Below are 17251 nucleotides of genomic sequence, written 5' to 3'. Positions count from 1 at the left end.
GCCCCGATCGCTCGACGCACCTCACACGCTGTCGTCCGAGCGGGAGAGCTTCCTACCCGTTTTCCATGCGGTAACCGGCGCAAAGGACCCGCCGAACCGAATTCATCTAGCGGTTCAGCGTGTGGATCGCTTCCCCGCGAGCGTTCTCACAGGCCTCCATCACGGCCTCGGCCAGCGTCGGGTGCGTGTGGATCGTCGAGGCGACGTCTTCGAGGCGTGCGCCGAGTTCGATGCCGAGCGCGACCTCGGCGATCAGTTCGGAGGCGTCGGGACCGACGATCTGGGCGCCGAGCAGGAACTCCGTCTCGGCGTCCGCGACGACGCGAACGAACCCGTCGGACTCGTCGGCGGTCAGCGACCGGCCCGACGCGCGGAACGGGAACTCCCCGACGACGGGGTCGAAGCCCTCCTCGAACGCCTCGTCCTCGGTGAGCCCGACGGTCGCGATTTCGGGCTCGGTGAAGACGGCCGCAGGGATCGCCTGGTGGTCCAGGGCCGCCGGCTCGCCGGCGATGACTTCCGCGGCGACCTTGCCTTCGGCGGACCCCTTGTGCGCCAGCATCGGTTCGCCGGCGACGTCGCCGACGGCGTAGATGCCCTCGACGTCGGTCTGTGCCCGGTGGTCGGTCTCGAGGACGCCCTGCTCGTTGGGTTCGAGACCGACCGATTCGAGGTCGAGCGTGTCGGTGACGGGTTCGCGGCCGACGGCGACGAGGACGTTCTCCGCGACGAACTGCTCGGAGGTGGCAGCGTCCGCTTCGGTCGCCTCGGCCGCTTCGCCACCGTCGGCAGCCACCTCCGCACCGCCGCCGTCCATCGCCGCGGCGGTGACGGTCACTGTGCCGTCGCCGTTCTCGGTCCAGTCCTCCGCACCGAGCCCGAAGTGGAAGTCGACGCCGTGGGACTCGAGGCGTCGCTTTACGGGGCGGGCGAGGTCGTCCTCGTAGGCGGGGAGTGCCGAGTCGAGGAGTTCGATGATCGTCACGTCCGTCCCGAGTTTGGCGTAGACGCCCGCGAGTTCCATGCCGATGTAGCCCGCGCCGACGACGAGCATCGATTCGGGCACCGACTCCAGCGCGAGCGCCTGGCTAGCGTCGAGAATCGGGTCGTCGTCGAAGTCGAAGCCGGGGAGGCTCATCGGGCGGGAGCCCGTCGCGACGATGGCGTGCTCGAACTCGATGGTCTCGGAACCCTGGCCCTCGCCGCCGTGAGCGACGCGAGCGCGGCCCTCGCCGGCGAATTTCGCGGTGCCCTCGATCAGGTTCACGCCGTTGGCCTTGCAGAGCTTCTCGACGCCACCGGTAAGCTGGTCGACGACGCCGTCTTTCCACTCCATCATCGCGCCGAGGTCGACCGCGGGGTCGGCGTGGATCCCCATGTGCTCGGCGTCGCCGGCGCGATCCGCGAGGTCCGTCGCCGTGATGAGCGCCTTCGATGGGATGCAGCCGTCGTTCAGGCAGGTGCCGCCGTAGTCGCTCTGCTCGACGAGCGTCACGTCGAGGTCGAGCTGTCCGGCGCGGATCGCAGCGGTGTACCCGGCGGGCCCGCCGCCGATGACCAGTACCTCGGTGCCAGTCGAGACGTCGCCGACCACCATGTTACCCGGAGCGAGGGCCGCCGGCCGTATAAAGTCGCAGGAATTTCCGTGATAGTTGTGAGGGTGTGCCGCAGTACGCCCGCGGAGTGGTCACTTCGGCAGGTCGGTCGCGGTGGGCCTCGGTCGATCGCTCAGCGGGCAACTGGCAAGCCGGTCACAGTGACCTCGGGGGTCGGGTACAGTGGCTTCGGCAGATCGCTCACCGTGGCCGGTGGCAGGCCGGTCACCGTGACCTCGGCAGGCCGGTCATAGTAGCAGATCGCTCACTTCGGGACGTACACCAGCGGATTGTGCCGCCAGGCGGGATAGCGCTCGGCCGTCTCCGTGACCGACCAGACGCTCTGTGGCCACGTCCCGAGCACGTCGTGGATCCGCTCGTGGGAGAGGATGGCCTCGTCCTCGAGCACCGCGGCGAAGCGATCCTCGAAGCGCTCGGGATCCCAGGGCGCGGACTCGTCGAGGTGCGCGTGGGGGTCCTCGGCGATCCCCTGGAAGTGCGACTGCGCGAGCGAGTTGTGGTAGGTCAGGACGAGCGTGCCGCCGGGCGCGACGGCGTCGTAGAGCGCTTCGAGTGCCTGCTCGATCCGCGGAACGTAACAGAGCGTGTAGAACGAACAGACGACGTCGAAGCGTCGATCCGGGTCGAAGGAGGGGAGCGTCGCCTGCTCGAAGTCGGGCGTCGGACCGTCACGCTCGTCCGCGCGCCGCCGGTTCTCTTCGACGACCGGGTCCGCGGCGTCGTAGCCGGTGACGGTCGCGTCGGGGTACGCCTCGGCGACGGCGAAGGCGACGGTGCCGGTTCCACAGCCGACGTCGGCGAGGGAGTCGACGCCGCCGCGGTCGGCGAGCAGTTCGCGGAGCGGGTCGAGGACGTACTGCGCGCTGGGACTCGCGTCCTGGCGGTCGGCGTCGTCCGCGTCGGTCCAGTAATCGTTCCAGTCGATGGTCTGGTCGAATGGCATGAGCGTTGGGTGAACCGCAGTTCGGTCGGTGGCGATGCCGTCGGGGATCGTCAGCGGCCCGGCCGCCGCTAGCCGAGGATCAGTTCGAGGTCGTCGCCGGGACCGCCCGGCGGTACGTCGAGATGCTCGGGAACGCCGTCGAACCAGCCAGCGTACCACCGATCGCTGCCGGCGTCGGCCGACTGCTTGCAGTCCTGAATGTCCCCGCCGGCCGGTGTGGCGGTGAAGATCAGCCCATACGTGCTGGTGTGGACCCCGTCCTCGCCCGCGATCACGTGGTCGATGTCGCGAAGCAGTTCGATCCCGTCGAGCGCGATTTCGACGCCGGTCTGGGCCTCGATTTCGCGGCGAGCGGCGACCAGCCAGTCCTCGCCCGGCTGGACGCTACCGTGGGGCAGGAGCGCGACGCCGTGCTCCTCGTTGCAGAGCAAGAGGGTCTGACCGTCGTCGTTCGTCACGCCGACCGCGACCCGGCCGGCGATGTCGGTCGAGCAGTGGTCCGCGCTCTCGTGCTCCATCTCGTCCTGCGAGACGGGCACGTCGTCGCGCTCGGTGAGCGTCGCGGGGTCGGTGAGCGAGTCGATCTGGAGGCCGTCGTGGGACGAAGCGTCCCGGTCTGTAGCTCGTGTCACGTATCGTATGTCATCGGTCGATCGGCGCAGCCGCTCGTCGGTACTCCGCCTGCGAACGCCGGCGAACGGGGTGCTGACTGTGCTACTGCGGCATTCGAAGCGAGCGAGTCGCTACGGAAAAGACTTGTGGAGAATCGAGAATTTACGCTACACTTACAAATTCGTTCGCCGGGGACAAAAACGTTTCCCCCGATGGCGGCGGATAGCGGGCGTCGCGTCAGCGCGAAAGGGCCGATCCCGTAGATCGATGCCGAGAAATCGCCGATTTGCACCGGTCGTTCGCTCGGGCGCGCCCCGGCAGCGCGTGGGATCGGCGCGGAACTCCCGGCCGCACCTGCAGGGGAGCGCCCGCGTCGACTGTGGCCTTACTCGAAGTGCTCGACGACGGTCGCGTACTCGTCGGCGACCGCGTTCCAGTCGACGACCTCGAAGAAGGCGTCGACGAAGCTCCCGCGGTCGGGGCCGTAATCGTAGTAGTAGGAGTGCTCCCAGACGTCGAGCGCGAGAATCGGGTGGGCGCCCCAGAGCGCGCCCTGGTCGTGCTTGTCGACCGCGACGGTGCGCAGTTGCTTGGCAACCGGGTCGTAGACCAGCAGCGCCCAGCCGCCGGCGGCGGAGGCTGCGGCCTCGAACTCGCCCTTCCAGCCCTCGTAGGAGCCGAAGTCCGCCTCGATTCGCTCGCGGAGGTCGCCGTCGGGTTCGCCGCCGCCGTTGGGGTCCATGTTCTCCCAGAACAGCGTGTGGAGGTAGTGCCCGGAGCCGTTGTGCGTGACGTCGCCGAGCGCGCCGGCCGTCGCCGAGTAGTCGCCGGACTCGCGGGCGTCGGCGAGCGTCTCCTCGGCGGCGTCGAGGCCGTTCACGTAGCCCTGGTGGTGGGTGTCGTGGTGCCAGTGCAGGACCTGCTCGCTGATCGACGGTTCCAGTGCGTCGTAGTCGTAGGGAAGCGGTGGCAACTCGGGGTTCGAGCGTTCGGACATTGCATCGGATTGCACGCGCGGCTACCCCATAACGGCTCGCTGAAACGGATTTTTGGAAAGAAATCGACACGTTCGCCAGCCGGATCTGCGCCTGCCGCGACGAACCCGAACTCACTCCAGCAGGAGCAACTCGGGGTTCTCGAGGTACTGCATGACCTCGTTCGTGAACTGCGCCGCGATCGCGCCGTCGACGATGCGGTGGTCGATCGACAGCGAGAGCGGGAGGATCGACCGGGGCTCGATCGACTCGTTCCCGTCCTCGTCCTCGACGACCCGGGGCTTCCGCCGGATCTGCCCGAGTGCGAGAATCCCGACCTCGGGGTAGTTGAGGATCGGGGTGGCGTACTCGCCGCCGATGGCGCCGACGTTCGTGACCGAGAACGTCGAGCCCCGGAGCTCCTCCGGCGCGATCGTCCGCTCGCGGGCCTTCTCGACGAGTTCGTCCATCTCGGAGGCGAGCTGGAGGAGGCCCTTGCGGTCGACCCCCTGGAGCACCGGGACCATCAGCCCGACGTCCGTCGCGGTCGCGATGCCGAGGTCGTAGTACTCCTTGTAGACGATTTCGCCGGCGTCCTCGTCGAGGGCGGCGTTCATCACCGGGTACTCCTTGAGCGCCGCGGTGACCGCCTTCAGCACGAACGGCATGTAGGTCAGCTTGATGCCGCGCTCCTCGGCGCGCTCGGCGAGGCGCTGCTTGACGTCGACCAGTTCGGTGACGTCCACCTCGTCGTGGTGGGTGACGTGCGGGGCCGTGTACTTCGACTCCGCCATCGCCTCGCCGATGGTGCGCCGGACGCCGCGGTAGGGCTCGCGGCGCTCGGATCGTTCCTGGCTGGCCGGGGGCTGGGCGGTACCAGCCGCCTCCGTCGCACCGGAGGGGCCGCCGGCTTCCACCGCCTCCGCGTCGGCGGCCTGGGCCTGTTGCTGGGCCTCGGCGTACTCGACGACCGCCTCCGGCGTGACGAACGGCTCGCCGTCGCGCTCCTCGGTCGCGGGCACGGCGTCGAGGTCGACGCCCTGCTCCTCGGCGAGCCTGCGGGTGGCGGGTGCTGCGAGCGTGCGGTCGCGGTCGGCCGCGGCTTCCGGCTCCGCCGTCTGCTGGGTCGCTGCAGGACCGGTCTGACCGGTCGTGCCAGCGTCGCCTTCCATTCCGGCATCGACGGCTGCCTCGATGCCGCCCGCCGCTCCCTCCTCGGACTCCAGGGAGACCTCGGGCGTCTCGGCGGTGCCGGCGTCGCCCTCGGCGGCGGCCGGCTCCTCGGCCGCCTCGGCAGCGGCACGAACGTCCTGCTCGGTAACGCGGCCGCCGGGTCCGGAGCCCTCGACGGCGTGGATGTTCACGCCGAGTTCGCGAGCGATGCGGCGGGCACTCGGCGCGGCGAAGACGCGGCCGCTGTCGCTAGCGCTCGCTGCTTCGGCAGCTTCGGGCGAGCCAGCGGGTGGCGGGCTCTCCGCCTCGGGCTGGGCCGGTTCGCCACCGGATTCGCCGGCGTCAGCGGCAGCTCCGCCCCCTGCCGACTCGGCGGCGGACCCGGACGCCTCGCCGCCTTCCGTCTCGCCGCCTTCGGTCTCACCCGCGGCGATCGCCTCGTCGTCCTCGCCCTCGACGTTGAACACGAGGAGCACGTCGCCGACGGGGACGACGTCGCCCTCTTCCCAGCGTAGCTCGCGGACCGTGCCGTTGACGGAGGACGGCACGTCGACGAGCGCCTTGTCGGTCTCGACCTTCGCGACGGGCTGGTCCTCGGCGACGGTGTCGCCGGGCTCGACGAGCCACTCGACCAGCTCGCCCTCGTGGACGCCCTCGCCGACGTCGGGGAGTTTGAACTCGCGCGGCATGGGTTAGAACTCGAAGGCCTCCCGGATACCGTCGGCGATCCGCGCGGCCTCGGGCAGGTAGTAGTCCTCGAGCGCGTACAGCGGGAACGGCGTGTCGAACCCGGTGATGCGCTCGATCGGCGCCTCCTGGTACAGCAGGGCCTCCTCCTGGATCGTCGCGGCGATCTCGCCGGCCATGCCGCCGGTCTTCGGCGCCTCGTGGACGACCGCGGCGCGGCCGGTCTTCTTGAAGGACTCGACGATCGTCTCCTCGTCGAGCGGCGAGATGGTCCGCAGGTCGACGACCTCGACGTCGATCTCGCCTTCGAGGTCCGCCGCCGCCTCCAGCGTGCGCCGGGCCATCGCGCCCCAGGTGAACACCGAGACGTCCGACCCCTCCCGGCGGACCGCCGCCTCGCCGATCGGAACGGTGTACTCCTGGGTCGGGACGGGTTCGCGGAATGCCCGGTAGATCAACTTCGGCTCCAGGAAGAGCACTGGATCAGGGTCGCGGATCGCGCTCGCGAGGAGTCCCTTCGTGTCGTAGGGCGTCGAGGGCATCACGACCTTCAGCCCGGGCTGGTGGGCGAACATCGCCTCCGTCGACTCGGAGTGGTGCTCCGGCGCACGGATGCCGCCGCCGTACGGCGCCCGGATCACGAGCGGCGCGGTGAACCGGCCGCGGGAGCGCGTCCGGAGGCGGGCAGCGTGGGAGACGATCTGGTCGTAGGCGGGGTAGATGAACCCCATGAACTGCATCTCCGCGACGGGCCGCAGGCCGTAGGCGGCCATGCCGACCGCGGTGCCGACGATGCCGGACTCCGCGAGCGGCGTGTCGATCACGCGATCCTCGCCGAACTCGTCGTAGAGGCCCTGCGTGGCGCGGAAGACGCCGCCGTTCTCGCCGACGTCCTCGCCCATGACGAGGACGCTGTCGTCGCGCTGCATCTCGGTCGCGAGTCCGGCCTGTACGCCCTGGACCAGGGTCAGGTCCTCGGTCTCGACGGACTCGGGGTCGGGGGATACCGTCCAGTCGGATCGGTCGACGCCGTCGGTTGCCGCCGTGCCGGTCGCTTCGGTCTCGATGGGTGATTGATCAGTTGCCATGGTCACTCGAGCAGCGTCTCGTCGCCGTGCTCTGCGCGCAGTCGTTCGAGGTAATCGAGCTGTTCCTGGAGTCGCTTCGGCATGTCGGCGTACACGTCGGCGAACATCTCCTCGGGATCGGGTCGCTCGACGGACTCGGCGGTCTCGATGGCGTCCGCGACGCGCTCCTCGATCCGGGACTGGATCGCGTCGTCGCGCTCGTCGTCGAGCAGCCCGTGCTCTCTGAGGAACGACTCCATCCGCGGAATCGGGTCCAGTTCGCGCCACTTCTCGACCTCCTCCTCGTCGCGGTACACCGAGGGGTCGTCCGCGGTGGTGTGGGCGCCGTACCGGTACTGCACCGCCTCGATCAAGGTCGGGCGGCGAGCGTCGCCGATCGATTCGGCGTCGCCACGTGGCTCGACGGAGTCGGGGTCCTTCGCCTTCTTCACCGCGCGGCGAGTCTCCTGGTAGACCGCGAGCGGGTCCATGCCGTCGACCTGGACGCCCTCGAAGCCGTAGGCAGTGGCCTTCTGGGCGAGCGTCGCGCTCGCGGTCTGGCGCTCCCGCGGGACGGAGATCGCCCACTGGTTGTTGTTACAGAAGAACACGTTCGGGGTGTCGAACACGCCAGCGAAGTTCAGCCCCTCGTGGAAGTCGCCCTCGCTCGTCGCGCCGTCGCCGAAGTAACAGAGGAACGCCCGATCCTCCTCGTCCTGCAGCTTCGACGCCCAGGCGGCGCCCGTCGCGTGTGGAATCTGCGTCGCGATCGGGACGGCCGGGGTGAACACGTTCGAGCCCTCGGGCATCTTCGACCCGCGCTCGCTGCCCATCCAGTACAGCAGGATGCGCTCGAGTGGAACGTCCCTGATCTCGAGGGTCCCGTGCTCCCGATAGCTCGGGAAGATCCAGTCCTCGTCGTCGAGGGCGAACGCGCTGCCGACCTGGGCACCCTCCTGGCCCGACAGCGGCGGATACGTCCCCATCCGCCCCTGTCGCTGCAGGCTCACCGATCGCTCGTCGAAGTGTCTGGCGAGGCGCAGGTGTTCGTACATCTCGACGAGTTCGTCGTCGGTGAGGTCGGGAAGCTCCGCGCCCTCGACCACCTCCCCGGACTCGTCGATTACGCGTCTCCGGTCCTCCGGCGTCGGCTGTAAAATGCTCAAAACGAATCCCTCCGAAGCATACGCGAATCCTCGGCCGCTCGGCTAATAGTGCTTTCGTCATCATTGTTTACGATACACACAGACGGCGAAATTCGTGGACGAGAGCGGCCCACAGCCCCGATCAATGTGGACGACGGGAAGAAAACGCAGAAAGGAGTGAACGAACAGTCGGTTATGGGACGCAGATCGGCGGTCCGATATCCAATCGTCGAATCGACCCACCTCGTCGCTCCGGCGGCCGCTCCCGCGGCGCCGACGGACTGGTTCAACGGCCGCCCTGCGGCGACGCTGCTTGGACAGCGACCAGACGGGGCGACAGTCCGCTTCGAGGGCCACACCTGCGCCCAGACTGTTTCGATAGCGATCATGGAGCGCGATACGCCGTTTCGACGCCGACCTCGCGGCGGTGGCACGCCGCATCAGCGGCCGCGCCCGCTGCGGCGAAACCCTGCCAGGGCGTCGAAACGCGGCAATCCCCGTACGCGTAGCCAAATCACTTGTTCCGGACATCGATACTACTCGACACGTACATGGTAGACATCGACGAAGCGCAGGCGAAGGACGGAGCGATCGTGGGGGCAATCGCTTTCGTCGTCGGACTGATCGGATCGGTCCTGTTCGTGACCCCATCCAGCGGGGACGACGTCTTCAAGATCACTGCGAGCGCGATGGGACAGACCCAGAGTCAAACGATGACCTGGGGTAGCCTCGGTGGTTCGGGCACCTCGAAACCGGAGACCTGGAAGGTGGCTGGCTGGGTCTATCACAAGGCCCACTTCGCCTCGATCGACGTGAACTTCAGCGGGTTCTCCTCGATAGGGAGCAACGTCAGCGTCAACGGCTCGTTCGTCATGGACGTGCCGCTCCTGGTCCAGCTCCTGCCGATCGTCCTGCTCGGCGCCGCCGGGTTCGTCCTCGCAGAGCGCTGGGACGCCGACGACCCGAAGGACGCCGCGATCAACGGCGCCCACGTCGTCGCAGGGTACGCACCGCTCGCGGTGCTATCGACGTTCCTGCTGTCCTGGTCACAGAGCAGTTCCTCGAGCGGCATCTCGGCGAGCGTCACCGTCGAACCCGCGCTCGTCAGTGCGCTGCTGTTCACCGGCCTCGCCGCGCCGCTGGTACTGGGTGCGCTCGGCGGCGTCGTCAACCATGAGTTCGGCGACGACATCCTCGAAGCGATCGGGCAGAAGGGGTGAGCGAATCGTGAGCGACGGGGCCTGCCGGCGCAGGCCCTCCTACGACCGGTTTCTCGCAGCACGTCGCGCCTCAGCCAGCGTCGCATCCTCCCGCTGGAGCGCCTCGACGAACAGCTCCCCGGCGCGATACGACGAGCGAACCATCGGCCCGGAGGCACAGTAGAGGAAGCCCAGTTCCTGCTCCGCCACGTCCCGCCAGGTATCGAACACGTGCGGGTGGACGTACTCGCGGACTGGGAGGTGGTCGCGGGAGGGGCGGAGATACTGGCCGAGCGTGATCACGTCGACGCCGGCCTCGCGGCAGTCCGACAGCGCCTGGTACACCTCGTGATCGTGCTCGCCGTGGCCGAGCATGATCGAGGTCTTCGCGTGCGCGCCCGACTCGCTCGCGACCTGCTCGAGGACGGACAAGGACTGCTCGTAGCCGGCGCGGGGATCGCGAACCCGCTCCTGAAGGCGCTCGACCGTCTCGACGTTGTGCGCGATCACGTCGGGACCGGCGTCGACGATCTCGCCGACGAGGTCGGGGTCGCCCTGGAAGTCGGGAATCAGGACCTCGACGAGGACGCCCGGATCCCGACGCTTCAGTTCCCGGATCGTCTCGGCGAAGTGGGCGGCGCCCTGTCCCTCCAGATCGTCGCGATCGACGGAGGTGAGTACGACGTACTCGAGGCCGATCTCGGCAACGGCGCTCGCGACGTTCTCCGGCTCGTCCGGATCGAGCGGCTGGCCGCCGCCGGTGTCGACGTCGCAGAAGCCGCAGTTGCGCGTACACTGGTCGCCCAGCAGCATGAACGTCGCCGTGCCGCCGCGGTTCCCCTCGACACCAGGGGCTGCGGCGTTGCCGCTGGCGGCAGCGGGCCCGCCACCCTCCGCGCCTGACCAGCACTCGCCGAGGTTCGGGCAGTTGGCCTCCTCGCAGACGGTCGTGAGGTCGTGCTCGCGAAGCGTCGCCTTCACCCGGGTGAACTCCTCACCGGTCGGGATTCGCGACCGGAGCCACTCCGGCTTCCGCGAGCGGGACATATCGCCGTCTCCGGGTGCCACCGTGAAAACCGATGTGGTTGGCGGCCTGCTTCCCGTCGATCGTGCAGTTTCGACGGCGAGGACCGCAGGACCACGATAGCGGACGACCGGAGGACCGCAAAAGCGGGCGGCCTCGAGACCGCGATAGCGGGGACCTGGGGACCGCGATAGCGGACGACCTGGGACCGCGAAAGCTGACTATACTAATCCCCGTCGACGGCGGGGTAGCGGACACCGACATGGTAGCTCCATCCGACGGCGTCCGCCTCGACGACGGCGACTGGGAGCGAGCGTTCGAGCGACTCGACGAGCAGGGTGGTGGCGTCATCCGCGTCCCGACAGGGGTCACCGCCAGCGAGCCAGCGCGGATCGACCTCGCGGACTATCCGAACCTCCAGAACAACGTCTCGATCAGGGGCAGCGGCCTCGCCGCAAGCGTCGTGGACTTCGGCGAGGGCCCCGGCGACGGTCTGTCGCTCGTGGCGACGGACAGCGACGTGGACGACGGCGACGACCGAACGCACGTCTTCTACACCGAGATCACCGGCGTCGGGTTCCAGGGCGCTCGTGACGGCGTCCTGTTTCGGCTCGGCAGCGACGACTTCGCCGACGCCTGGAACAGTTGCGACCTCCACCTCGCGACGAACAACGGCTCGCCCGACGCGACGGCCGCCTGTCGGTTGAACTTCGTGCTCAACAGTCGGCACTTCGGGGTCCACAATACGACTGGCGGCGTCGCGCTCGACCAGCGACAGGTCCAGTTCGGCGGCCTGAACGGGGCGGTGAGCAGCAAGCAGGGCGTCTCGCTCCGCCTCGGGGGAGGCTCCTTCGCGAACGTGATCGAGTGGCTCAACGTCGAGGCCTGCGAGGACGGCGTCCTGATCGACGGCGACGAGGCGAACATCAATCGCTTCGGCATGCTCTACGGGGCCAACGTCGACGGCACGCTCTGGCGCCACGAGGCGCCCGTCGAGACGCGGATCGACGCCGCGTACGTCGCCGGTGCCGTCGAGACGATCGATCGATGCACGGAGGGTAGCTACTCAGTGGGGCTCTCGAACGAGCCGTTCGCGACTGCTATCGACTGGTGATCGAGTCGGTCGGATCGCGGGGAACCGCCGCGTCAGGACTGGATCTTCTCGACGATCTCGCTCGCCGCGGACTCCGCCTCCTGGGTATCGGACGGCGTGGGCACGAGCACGCTCTGGACGCGCCACTCGTCCTGGCTCTCGTCTCGACCCATCCGGACCTCCCCGCCCTCGACGACCGATTCCGCGACCTCTGCGGCCCAGTCAGGGGTCCGAATCTCCTCGAACTCGTCTGGATCGCGGTACCGGACGTGGAGGTACTCGTCGGATTCGTCGATCGACTGGATCGTGGGCGGTGCCATCGACTGGGGGTCGGTCCCGACGCCGCGTTAGTAGCCGCCGATTAGTCGGCGGGCAGCGGTCCAGCGGCACCGACGTTCGGCGATTCGGAGACAGTCGAGCCTCGGCGATTCGGGGGCCGGACCCCAGCGATTCGAAGACGTGACTCGCGGTGATCCAGCGGCAACCAACTCCCGGCAATCAAACGGCAGGAGACTTTCATCGATCCGAAGACAGGAAACTGCCCACGAGCCAACGATCGACGACGATCCGCGGGACGGCCGTCGCTCAGTCGGCGCTGGAGCGAGGCGAGAGTTCGCCGGAGGCCACCATCTCCTCCAGCGGGTTGTCCTCGATGTCGAGCGGGAGGTCGACGCGGCCCCTGCGGCGGACCGACTCGTAGCCCGCGAAGATGATCTCCGTCGCGTTGAGCGCGTTCCGGGCGGAGAGTTCCGATTCCTCGCCCGTCTCCACCGACTGCACGACGTCGGCGATCGCCCGGTCGATACAGGACTCGCCCTCACCAGCGAGGCCGTCGTACTCGAAGGACTCCGTCTCGTCGTCGGCCAGCGAGCGAACGCGGACGGCGACCTCGTCGGTGAGGTGGACGTCCATCACGCCCTCGGTGCCGACGAGACGCCAGTCGCCGTCGGCGATCTCGGAGGCGGGACCGGTCGTCGCCATGCCGTAGACGCCGTTCTCGTACTCCCAGGAGGCGAGCATCTGGTTCTCGTTGTGCGTGCCGAAGTAGACCTCCTCCTCGCGGTAGTCCAGTTGGCCGATGACCCACGACGGCGCGTACTCGTCGTTGAAGTAGTTGCACATGTCGATGGCGTGGGTGCCGTTGTCGTAGAAGTTGCCCCAACTGTACTCGATCCGCCGGAGGTCGCCGATGGCGCCGTCGTCGAGCAGCGCCTTCGCGTCGCGGAAGGGGTCGCCGAACCGGCGCATGTGGTTGAACGTCAGCGCGACGTCGGCGCGTTCGGCGGCCGCGGCCATCCGCTTCGCACCGCCCCAGGTCATCGCCATCGGTTTCTCACAGTGGATGGCGTCGGGGACGCCGCTCTCCGCCAGGCCGACGACGATGTCGGCGTGGGTCGCCGGCGGCGTGCAGACGCTCACGACGTCGGGGTCGACGGCCTCGACCATCTCCTCGTAGTCCTCGAAGACCCCGTCCTCGTCGATGTCGTGGCGATCGGCGAAGGCCTCCGCGTTCTCGCGGACGATGTCCGCACAGCCCACGAGTTCACAGTTGCCGAGTCGTTCGTAGGCGCTCGCGTGCTGATAGGCCATCGCGAACCCCTCGCTCGAGGGGTTCTCTGGATCGGCACCGGTGCCGACGAACGCGACCCTGTGGGTCGTCATGCGCCCTCACCCGCTGTGACGCCGTTGGATCGTGTGGGAGGATCGGTTCGAAAGCGGTGCTTACACGCTGCCTGGGGTCGATGATCCATCGCTGTACCCGGCGTAGGGGTGCAGGGGGTCATTCCCCTTTTTACGGAGTAACCAGCGGTTAGTTCGGGTAGCTATCGTCTTTGCTACCGAACGCAACTGCTTGCGAACCAGGTTACCGTGGGTGCGTGGCTGGCGTCACCCAGTTGCTGTATCCTGCACCGGGGCGGGCGGCCGAGTGGACCCGCCCGCGGCGAATGCGACTGCAGATCCACCGGCGACGAGAAGGCCGTCCACCCGGGATATTTCGGCCGCATTCGCGTCTGAGACGCGGTAAGGCCGGCTTTCCGGCCGGTCGTCGCCTTGCCTCTGCCGCGTCGAACCGACGCCGACCGGGGCGAGCCGTGGGACAGCCAGTGACGCGGCCCGACCGCCGTGAACGGTGCGAAGCCGCTCGGCAGGCAATCACGAGGAGTCGGGGAGCGTCCGGTACTCGAGGATGGAACGTCGCAGGCAGCCGTCCAAATCGGGAGACGACGGTGTGGTTCGGCGATCTTACCGCGAACAAGGTGGCGCATTACAGTATGGCGACTCCCGCATCTTCCAGTGAGGCGACTTTCACGCCCTCCCGAGTAGCCGGTCGTGAGCCGGCGCCGGGACATCGACGAATGACAACCACGACACCCATTAGTGACGGACGAGCGCGAGACGGAGTCGAAACTACCAGCACGTCGGTGACGACGATCGCCACACCGGGTGATGCGTCCTGTGGGATCGGTACCTACGCCCGCGACCTGCGGGCCGCCCTGGAAGACCTCGAGCCCGACCGACGGCGAGAACGGGAGTCGGGGGCGACGGTCAGCGGGAGCGACGGCCCCACGACCAGCGAGACTCCCGGAGCCTCGGGCGCGTCAGGGACGGCGGACGGACCAGCGGTCACGGACGAGCCAGGACGAACGGACGGGCTCACTACCACGGACGCGATCGATCTCGAACAGGACTACCCCACGGCGGGGCACTTCATCTCGATCGCACTCCGCGCCGCCGCCCGCGACTCGGACGTCGTCCACGTCCAGCACGAGTACGGACTCTTCCGGCGCCCGGGAAGCTCCTATCCGGGGCTGTACGGGCTGCTGTTCTTCCCCGTGCTCTGGCTCGCGACCAGAATCCGGCGGAAGGCCCTCGTGGTGACGCTTCACTCGGTCCTCTCGCCGGCCCCGGAGGAGGCGAGGTTCGCGAAGCGGTGCTACCTGCTCGTCATGCACGAACTGATCGCGAGAGTCACCGATCACGTGATCTTCCTCTCGTCGGACTGTGAGGAGCAGTTCCACGAGGACGTCGCGCAGGACCCCACCGAGTACTCCGTCCTGCCCCACGGCGTGAACGTCCGGGACTCGAGCCCGGCCGATCGGTCGACCGCCCGCGAGCGCTTCGGGTTCGATCCCGACGACGAGATCGTGGTGATCCCGGGGTTCGTTCGCCCGCCGAAGGGCCACGACATCTTCGTCGACGTCGCGAAGCAACTGCCCGACGTCGAGTTCTTGATCGCCGGCGGCGCACGGCCGAAGGGGTTCGACCAGGAGTTCGTCGACGAGGTCGAGGCCGACGCTCCGTCGAACGTGACGATCACCGGCGTGCTCGACGACGAGGAGTTTCCCATGGCGCTCGCGACGGCGGACCTCGCCCTCCTCCCCTACCGGGTCGTCACGCAGAGTGGCACGTTCAACTGGTGTGCGGCCGAGGAGCTACCGGTGCTCGCGAGCGACCGATCCTACTTCAGACAGATCGAGGCAGAGTGGGACGCCCTCGAGACGATCGGCCTCGACGACACGGCTGCGATCGCCGATCGCGTCGCGACGCTCCTCGAAGACGACGAGCAGCGGGACGCGCTCGCCTCGGGCATCCGGACCTACAAGGAGGCGAACAGCTTCGAGACCGTCGCCGCCGAACACCTGCAGATCTACCGGCGGATCCTCGCCGGCGTGCCGGCGCGACGCGTCGACGACGCCGAGGGTGGGACGACGAGGATTCCGGTCGAGGACGAGTCCATGCTCGCGGCGTGTAGCGCCCAGCGAGAGGCGACGGTGTCCTCGGACTGACGTCGGGACCCGCCGCCGAGGAGTTGCGAAGGGTCGTCGGGAAGGAGCGGATGATCGTCGAGGAGCGGCAGGGGTCGTCGGGGACTATCGATAGGTCCTCGGAGCGTAGTGAAAGGCGGCCGGTAGCGGAGAGAAATGCCACCCGAGTACAACTGCGCGACGGATCAGTACGTCCGCGCGAAGTACGCGGTCTCGGTCGATTCCTCGCCACAGATCGCGCAGTCGTCCTGGATCGGCTCCTCGTCGCGATCGAGGGGCACCATCACGATCTCGGCCGCGATCTCGTCCTTGATCACCGTCTCGCAGGCCTCGTCGCCACACCAGCCGCACTTGACGTAGCCGCCGTGCTGGCCGATCGTGCCGAGGATCTGACTGGGCTCGTCGGCCTCGCGGACGTTCTCCTCGAGGTTCTCCTCCGCCGCGGCGTAGAGTTTGTCGTAGACCTCGTCGAGGGCGTCCTCGACGTCGTCGACGGCGGAGTCGCGGTCGGCGACGACGGACTCGCCGTCGGGGCGGTGGACGAGGGTCGCTTCCTCGTCCTCGACTTCGTTGGGTCCGATCTCGATGCGGAGGGGGACGCCGTTGAGTTCGTGCTCGTTGAACTTGAAGCCGGGATTCCGGGTGTCGCGGTCGTCGAGGTCGACGCGCAGGCCGGCCTCCTCGAGGTCCTCGGCCAGTTCCTCGGAGTAGTCGAGGACGTCCTCGCGGGTGTCTTCCTGCCAGATCGGGACGATGACGACCTGGGTCGGTGCGATCGTGGGGGGCAGGACGAGGCCCTGGTCGTCGCCGTGGGTCATGATCAGCGCACCGAGCGCGCGCCAGGACAGACCCCAGGAGGTGGTGTGCGCGGTGGCCTCTTCCTCGTCCTCGTCGGTGTAGGTGATCTCGAAGGCGTCCGCGAAGGAGGTGCCGAGGTCGTGGCTCGTCCCGGCCTGCACGGACTTGCCGTCGGGCATGAGGGCCTCGACCGTCGTCGTGGTTTCCGCGCCGGGGAACTTGTCGTGCTCCGGCTTGCGCCCGCGGAGGACGGGGATCGCGAGGAGGTCTTCGTATACCGCCTCGTACTGGTCGAGGCGGAGCATCGTCTCCTCCCACGCTTCGTCGGCGGTCGCGTGGGCGGTGTGGCCCTCCTGCCAGCAGAACTCCTTCGTGCGGAAGAACGGCTTCGTCTCCGTCGCCTCCCAGCGCACGACCGAGCACCACTGGTTGAGGCGCATCGGCAGGTCGCGGTGGCTGCGCGTCCACTGCGCCATGAACGGGGCGATGATCGACTCGCTGGTCGGGCGGACGGCGAGTCGCTCCTCCAGTTCGTCGTGGCCGCCGTGGGTCACCCACGCGACCTCGGGGTCGAACCCCTCCACTATGTCCTTCTCCCGCTCGAGGTAGGACTCGGGGATGAACAGCGGGAAGTAGGCGTTGTCGACGCCGGTGTCCTTGAACTTCGCGTCGAGGAAGTCCTGAACCGCCTCCCAGAGCGCCCACCCACGGGGCCTGGTCACGATGAAGCCGCCCATGGGCGCGTAGTCCGCGACCTTCGCCTTCTGGACGACCTCCGCGTACCACTCGCCGGTGGCGTGCTCTTTCGATTCGGTGATGCCCAGTTCCTGGGCGTCGTCGTCGCTCATGGCCTGATGTGGTGGGGTTGCGGGCATAAACGTCCCGAAGGTACGACGGCGACTGACAGTGGGGTCCGTGAGTCGAGGTGTGGCGTGCTGGGCCGGTTGGACACGATTGATAGGAGACGGGCAGACCGCTGGCGTCCGCTTGGAAGCCCCCTCCCGCTCGTGCCCGCTCACTCGCTGCGCGCATCGGCTCACTTCGCTTCGCTCGTTCGCCTGCTGTGCTTTCGTCGTGAGCGAGCACGACCGGTCGGCCCCTTCCAGTCCCACCCGGTGTGGAGTTCCACCGATAGCTGAACTCCGGTGGACCA

Annotated in this window: 14 protein-coding genes; 3 read left to right on the top strand and 11 right to left on the bottom strand. The window is 68.2% G+C overall.

Annotated elements, in window-relative coordinates:
* Positions 1–106 precede the first annotated feature (106 nt).
* The 7 genes from lpdA to pdhA all read right to left on the bottom strand — a co-directional run bounded on the left by lpdA (position 107) and on the right by pdhA (position 8238).
* The gene (lpdA, locus tag L593_RS09430; RefSeq protein WP_020446733.1) at positions 107–1597 is read right to left on the bottom strand and encodes a dihydrolipoyl dehydrogenase; all 1491 of its coding nucleotides are present in this window, start codon (positions 1595–1597) and stop codon (positions 107–109) included.
* Positions 1598–1860: 263 nt separating this feature from the next.
* On the bottom strand, positions 1861–2559 hold the full coding sequence (locus L593_RS09425) for a trans-aconitate 2-methyltransferase (protein ID WP_020446732.1): 699 nt from the start codon (positions 2557–2559) through the stop codon (positions 1861–1863).
* Positions 2560–2627: 68 nt separating this feature from the next.
* The gene (locus tag L593_RS09420) at positions 2628–3191 is read right to left on the bottom strand and encodes an NUDIX hydrolase (RefSeq protein ID WP_020446731.1); all 564 of its coding nucleotides are present in this window, start codon (positions 3189–3191) and stop codon (positions 2628–2630) included.
* A gap of 365 nt (positions 3192–3556) precedes the next feature.
* Positions 3557–4168, bottom strand: coding sequence for a superoxide dismutase (sod, locus tag L593_RS09415; RefSeq protein ID WP_020446730.1), 612 nt, complete (start codon positions 4166–4168; stop codon positions 3557–3559).
* A gap of 111 nt (positions 4169–4279) precedes the next feature.
* Positions 4280–6007, bottom strand: coding sequence for a 2-oxo acid dehydrogenase subunit E2 (locus tag L593_RS09410; protein ID WP_020446729.1), 1728 nt, complete (start codon positions 6005–6007; stop codon positions 4280–4282).
* 3 nt (positions 6008–6010) lie between these two features.
* A complete protein-coding gene (locus L593_RS09405) occupies positions 6011–7093 on the bottom strand; it encodes an alpha-ketoacid dehydrogenase subunit beta (RefSeq protein WP_020446728.1) in 1083 nt (360 codons plus the stop codon).
* A 2-nt stretch (positions 7094–7095) separates the two neighbouring features.
* Positions 7096–8238: a pyruvate dehydrogenase (acetyl-transferring) E1 component subunit alpha gene (pdhA, locus tag L593_RS09400; RefSeq protein ID WP_020446727.1), complete on the bottom strand. Its 1143-nt coding sequence runs from the start codon at positions 8236–8238 to the stop codon at positions 7096–7098.
* Positions 8239–8768: 530 nt separating this feature from the next.
* Here pdhA and L593_RS09395 point away from each other — a divergent pair.
* Complete coding sequence (locus L593_RS09395) at positions 8769–9437, top strand: hypothetical protein (RefSeq protein ID WP_020446726.1); 669 nt, start codon at positions 8769–8771, stop codon at positions 9435–9437.
* A 39-nt stretch (positions 9438–9476) separates the two neighbouring features.
* Here the strand turns inward: L593_RS09395 and lipA are convergent, their stop codons facing one another.
* The gene (gene lipA / locus L593_RS09390; RefSeq protein ID WP_020446725.1) at positions 9477–10463 is read right to left on the bottom strand and encodes a lipoyl synthase; all 987 of its coding nucleotides are present in this window, start codon (positions 10461–10463) and stop codon (positions 9477–9479) included.
* A 239-nt stretch (positions 10464–10702) separates the two neighbouring features.
* Between lipA and L593_RS09385 the strand changes: the two genes are divergently transcribed.
* Positions 10703–11554, top strand: a complete 852-nt coding sequence (locus L593_RS09385; protein ID WP_020446724.1) for a hypothetical protein — start codon at positions 10703–10705, stop codon at positions 11552–11554.
* A gap of 32 nt (positions 11555–11586) precedes the next feature.
* Here L593_RS09385 and L593_RS09380 read toward each other — a convergent pair whose 3' ends face one another.
* Both L593_RS09380 and L593_RS09375 read right to left on the bottom strand, forming a co-directional pair.
* Entirely contained in the window at positions 11587–11853 is a 267-nt protein-coding gene (locus tag L593_RS09380; protein WP_020446723.1) for a hypothetical protein, read from the bottom strand.
* 265 nt (positions 11854–12118) lie between these two features.
* Positions 12119–13195, bottom strand: a complete 1077-nt coding sequence (locus tag L593_RS09375; RefSeq protein ID WP_020446722.1) for a Gfo/Idh/MocA family protein — start codon at positions 13193–13195, stop codon at positions 12119–12121.
* A gap of 695 nt (positions 13196–13890) precedes the next feature.
* Between L593_RS09375 and L593_RS09370 the strand changes: the two genes are divergently transcribed.
* Complete coding sequence (locus L593_RS09370) at positions 13891–15321, top strand: glycosyltransferase (protein WP_144060741.1); 1431 nt, start codon at positions 13891–13893, stop codon at positions 15319–15321.
* A gap of 164 nt (positions 15322–15485) precedes the next feature.
* Here L593_RS09370 and proS read toward each other — a convergent pair whose 3' ends face one another.
* Complete coding sequence (gene proS, locus L593_RS09365) at positions 15486–16946, bottom strand: proline--tRNA ligase (protein WP_020446720.1); 1461 nt, start codon at positions 16944–16946, stop codon at positions 15486–15488.
* Positions 16947–17251 lie beyond the last annotated feature (305 nt).

Source organism: Salinarchaeum sp. Harcht-Bsk1, from assembly GCF_000403645.1.
Lineage (GTDB): Archaea > Halobacteriota > Halobacteria > Halobacteriales > Salinarchaeaceae > Salinarchaeum.
This window is presented reverse-complemented; position numbering and strand designations above follow the sequence as displayed.